The following is a 4,832-nucleotide window of genomic DNA, read 5'->3' on the forward strand; positions in this document are numbered from 1 at the left end:
CTCCGTTTCATACTCTGAGGGGCCTATAAATGGTGGCATCAAGCCAAAAACAGAGAGGGCGATTATAGCCTTGTAGCCATAACCGCCCCTCTGAATACCTGTCAATGTGAGATATTTATGCCTCCTTGCGCTTCAAGGTTATCTTGTCCACCACCTGACACATCTGCTGCGCTGCTATCTTGGAATAGATTTGTGTGGTGGTAATGTTCTTATGACCAAGATAGGCTTGGATGACAGCCATGTCCGTTCCCATTTCCACGTGCAGGCTTCCGAAGCTGTGACGCGTGCAATGAAAGGTGATTTTCTTGGTTATCCCTGCTGCCGTGAGCCACCGTTGGAGTGGTCCTTGCAGCATCTTGTCCTTGAAACCCTCAAAGATTAGCCCCTCGCCACGTTCTCCCAACAGTCCGTAGGCTTCATCGCTGATGGGATTATGCACTATCTCCTTGGTCTTCTGCATACGGGTGGTAACGAACATCCTGCCGTTGGTGTATGGCTGTATCTGCAGCCACGTGAGCTGCCTGATGTCGCTCTTCCTCAATCCTGTAAGACAAGCGAAAAGGAACGCCCTTTTCAAGACCTCTTCTTCGCAAGGAGTTTCAGCAAGTCGTATCAGTTCCTCTTGGCTCAAATGTTCCCTGATGGTGGGAATGCACTCGATGCGGTCTAAGAAGCCGTTGGGATTCTCCTTTATCTTCCGGTCACGGTAGGCTGTATGAAGTACCGCACGGAAAGTTGACCAATAGCCTGCTGCGGAGTTGATATGCAGCTTTTGGTTGGTGTGGATGGTTTGAGGGGCGTTAAGCAGATACTCCATGAACTTGCGGCACAAGTCCACATCCACCTCTTCAAAGGTGCATTTGCCGTTCACGAACCGCTCGAAGTGTTTGTAAACGTGCTGCCACTTGATATTCTTACGGTCAGCCAGTCCTTTGAAATAGGCACGGAAATCGCCCTTCATCTTGGTCTTGTCAAAAAAGCCGTTGTTTTCATTGAAAATGGCTTCGTAGCGCTGGTTGCGCAGGATGACCGCTTTCTTCATCATGCGTGCGTTGAAGTCCCGTTCCTGCTGGTTTGCAGGTTTGGCGAAGATGTAAATTCCTAAGGCTTCACGTGTAATCACTCTCATGGTGACATTGTCACGGTAGCCGGGATAGTAGTCAAGGCATAGTGAATACTGTGTCCCGTTCTTAATCTTGCGCTTACGCAAGGTAACTGTTTTGCATTTACTCATAATAATTATGTTTTAATTGGTTGTATACATTTTGGAGTTGTATCCATGTTTCCGATGGCAAAGGAACAACGTGAAATATCCGTGAATACCTCCACGATACATCATTTTGAAATAATTTTCGATAATCCCGATTTTTCACGGTTATTTGTTCCTTTCAGCCATGACACGCTCCACATCTGAGCGCAAAAGCAGGTTTTTCACACCCACCTTTATCTTTTCGATGTGCTTTACCTTGACGATATGGCAGATGTTGGCTGACGAAAGACCATAGATTTGCTGCACCTGCTCAACGGTATAGTAGCGTTCATCGTTCACAAGGTCAGTTCTGCGGAGTTCGTTCAAATGTGATTTGGAGTAATAGGTACGCCCGTACTCTCTTTTAGTGGGTATCTTATGGCGATAGGTGTAGGCACGGAGTGCGGTCGGCTTCATGCCGAACAGTTCCTCCACCTCCTCGGTCAGTAGCCAGTCGGTAATTTCGCTAATATCAACTGCCACACCGAAAAACTCGTCAATATGCTTCTTGCTGTAATAGTTCTTTCCTGCGATACGGCAGATGGGGATATGGTTACGCTTGGAGGAAGTGTAAAGCCACGACTGCTTTACCTTAAAAAGGGACATCACCTCCTCGCCCGAATAGAAGTCCAACACTTCTTCGCTTTCCTTTTCCCTTTTTTCTCTTTTGGCAGGTAAGGAAGATGAAGATGATTTCCTTGGTGTGGAGGTGTTGCCGGGCAGGATGCGGTGATAGGGATTGCCCTCCAACATCTGCTCGATGTCGGCTCTGCGGATGAATGCCATGCGGTTGCTGATGCGTGAGGCTTTCAGCTTGCCGATGGCTACAAGTTTGTAAATGTACTGTCGGGAACAGCCCATGAGGATGGCTGCTTTGGAAAAGGTGAGATACTCCTGATGCTGTATCTCCATCAAGGGTTGGGCGACTTTGAAGAGGTTGTTCTTCTGCATCACTCTGGCTCGTTTGGCTTCTGCCTGACAAGCCTCACTGCAATATCTTTGCATACCGCTTCGGGTTACAAAGGACTTGCCGCAAAAACTGCATTTTCTGGTTGCTTTCATACCGTTTTATCGTTTAATGGTTCATTTCTTCAATCCTATATCTCTGAAATGGTAAACGGATGTGAACGGAAGTCAACCGTTGTCGCTTTTCTACACAGTGTGACTGTTTCCGCATATCGGGGCGGTTATTGTCGCTTATCGTAAACGGTTGTAAACCCTTGTCAACTACCTGCACGATGTGACAAAAAATAAGCTCCGCAAATTCTCCACGTCAGAAATATGTATCAAAAATATGTGGAAAATTGGGAAGCGACAAATGGCAACCGAAAAGTGTTAAATTTTAGAATATGCTGGTAATTAAAGATTTATACTCGGATATTTCTGATTGCTTTTGGTTGTTCTATGGTTCTAAATACAATAAGCGAACGTAACATACAAGATGATATACTCAATATTGATAAATTCCGTAAACAAAGTAAGAAAGAGTACCGCTATATAGAAGAAGATGCGGAAAGATTGTTTGCAAACTCGGCAGCGGTTTATCCCGATACATTATACCGCCAACAATATACTTCATTGCAAGGTTATTTCTATGGAGAAACCGGATTTGACTTATATTGTATATGGTATGCACAGTTCAATGCCAATAATAGGAAACACTATCGTTGTGAACGTAAGACGTTAAACAAAATATTCTATTGTGTAAATGATATGTTAAGATGTATTGCCGGGGGCGGAACTGGCTTTACACATGAAACATATCGCATTCCAGCATACACAGAGCATTACATCTATAAATATCAGAATATGGAAGCCCATAAACAGTGCCAAGATAATGACATAAGCCAAACGATTTCAAATTTATGGCAGATAATGGCTACATATAATAACGAAGATATGCCCTTTGAAATATTAGCTTATAAAATGAAATACATATATGAAAATGTGGAATATATAAAATCATTACTTACTGCTGAAATATATAATTATTGCCTGCAAGAATATATGTGCAGACTAATAAACGAAAATGTAAGTGAGCAAAAACAATTAAGTTTATAACAACGAAAGATAGCATCTGACGATGCTCCTTTCTAACCATTAGATATAATAGGCATGAGAATATTTGTATTATATTGCTTGTTCTTTTTTCCACTTAGCTATGTTATAGCGAAAAACGGCTATGTGGAACAAAATTCAGCAAAGTATCATTCTTTGACTGAAAAAGATACCCTTTATATAGAAACAGAAAAAACAGAATTTGAAATTCTATATAGGCTATGTTTTAACCAGCAAGGTAAAAAGAATGTTGTTTTTGAATTGAAAGCGGTAGATGATAGTAGTATTGACTTCGTGCAAAGCTATACAATCAATGGAGTAAAAAAGTTTGATTGCTTTGCCGTGTATGATAATGTGGCAGACGGAAACCGTTTCTTATTCTTTGACTATGAAAATCAAATTGCTTACATAACGCCTACATGTTTTTCCGGTTTCTATCCGATATACAGTTCTGTGGACTTTTCAAAATTGGAAGTCTTATTACGAAATGAACACTCCCATTTGAAACAGCTAAACGATACGTTAAGTATTGATAGTAAAGTGGCTTATGTACCATTTGACTGTAATAATCGAATTATAAAGGCAACTTTTGTTCAATATCCCCAAGCGGGAAAGGGCAATAAATATCTAACAACGAAAGATAGCATCTGACGATGCTCCTTTCTAACCATTAGCTGTAATAGAAGCATGAAAAAGATTATTTTCTACATATCGGCAATTCTGTTTTGCTTGCCTATACAAGCACAACAGCGTTTCTTCGGTGTCATTCAGGATGCGGACGGATATGTAAATGTACGTGATACAAGTGGAACAGTAATAGGCAAATTATTGGATAATCATGTGTTTGTCGATTGGGATGCACAAAAGAGCCATAAAGAATGGCATAGCGTAGAGTATGGAGCAGAAACGGGCATAACCAAGACTTGCCCGAATGGAAATACCCATATAGGAGAAATCCATAAAAGCCGCATCCGTTATTTGGCCGATTTGCCACAGTTGAAGAAACAGCCGCAAAGTACGGATAAATGCCTTGTATATGCCAACGACACATTAACCATAAAGATAAACTTCCAAAAGTTTAATCCACAAAAACATGCCATTGTTTATGATTTGGAAGCAGGCTTTGTTCGGAGTATTGACGGTTGTTCTGACTTGACAGGCATAGATGGTAATATCCCGCATGAAGAATATGCATCTATCACTGTCAAGCACCCTGCCGGAATATTGGAATTTCCAACAGCATATATAACACATCTATACGAACCGAGCCGAAACAATGTTGTTGTGGCATTGGATAAAGGAAACTCATTGTTCATCAGCACACAGAACAGTGACGGTGCAGGTGGATATTATGCCGTATGGACAATAGAAAATTATCTTGTTAAAAGTCTGTTTGTATTACATGACTTTTGATTAAAATACAACTAACAACGCAGGATAACGGACGAGCCGTTCCCTGCTAACCATTAACTGAATTAGTCAAGACTTAATCTGACAGTTACGTATAAAAAGAATAAATTTGTAA

General features: G+C 41.5%; 5 protein-coding genes. 3 read left to right on the top strand and 2 right to left on the bottom strand.

The window, feature by feature from the left end; genetic code table 11:
- Nucleotides 1–115: 115 nt before the first annotated feature.
- Nucleotides 116–1,234: a site-specific integrase gene (locus QZ331_RS14280; RefSeq protein WP_294631407.1), complete on the bottom strand. Its 1,119-nt coding sequence runs from the start codon at nt 1,232–1,234 to the stop codon at nt 116–118.
- Nucleotides 1,235–1,375: 141 nt separating this feature from the next.
- Nucleotides 1,376–2,311, bottom strand: coding sequence for a transposon Tn4555 protein TnpA (gene tnpA, locus QZ331_RS14285; protein ID WP_294631408.1), 936 nt, complete (start codon nt 2,309–2,311; stop codon nt 1,376–1,378).
- 342 nt (nt 2,312–2,653) lie between these two features.
- On the opposite strand from tnpA, the gene QZ331_RS14290 reads away from it, so the two are divergent.
- The 3 genes from QZ331_RS14290 to QZ331_RS14300 are packed head-to-tail and all read left to right on the top strand — an operon-like array spanning nt 2,654 to nt 4,720.
- On the top strand, nt 2,654–3,310 hold the full coding sequence (locus QZ331_RS14290; RefSeq protein WP_294631410.1) for a hypothetical protein: 657 nt from the start codon (nt 2,654–2,656) through the stop codon (nt 3,308–3,310).
- 54 nt (nt 3,311–3,364) lie between these two features.
- A complete protein-coding gene (locus tag QZ331_RS14295; RefSeq protein WP_294631412.1) occupies nt 3,365–3,958 on the top strand; it encodes a hypothetical protein in 594 nt (197 codons plus the stop codon).
- A 36-nt stretch (nt 3,959–3,994) separates the two neighbouring features.
- Complete coding sequence (locus QZ331_RS14300) at nt 3,995–4,720, top strand: hypothetical protein (RefSeq protein WP_294631414.1); 726 nt, start codon at nt 3,995–3,997, stop codon at nt 4,718–4,720.
- The last annotated feature ends 112 nt before the right edge of the window (nt 4,721–4,832 follow it).

The sequence above is a fragment of the uncultured Bacteroides sp. genome (genome assembly GCF_910586915.1).
Lineage (GTDB): Bacteria > Bacteroidota > Bacteroidia > Bacteroidales > Bacteroidaceae > Bacteroides.

Bases quoted from the DNA above. Each gene is read 5' to 3' on its own strand.
- QZ331_RS14300 (WP_294631414.1), top strand. From the start codon at position 3,995: ATGAAAAAGATTATTTTCTACATATCGGCAATTCTGTTTTGCTTGCCT.
- QZ331_RS14280 (WP_294631407.1), bottom strand. From the start codon at position 1,234: ATGAGTAAATGCAAAACAGTTACCTTGCGTAAGCGCAAGATTAAGAAC.
- QZ331_RS14295 (WP_294631412.1), top strand. From the start codon at position 3,365: ATGAGAATATTTGTATTATATTGCTTGTTCTTTTTTCCACTTAGCTAT.
- QZ331_RS14290 (WP_294631410.1), top strand. From the start codon at position 2,654: ATGGTTCTAAATACAATAAGCGAACGTAACATACAAGATGATATACTC.
- tnpA (WP_294631408.1), bottom strand. From the start codon at position 2,311: ATGAAAGCAACCAGAAAATGCAGTTTTTGCGGCAAGTCCTTTGTAACC.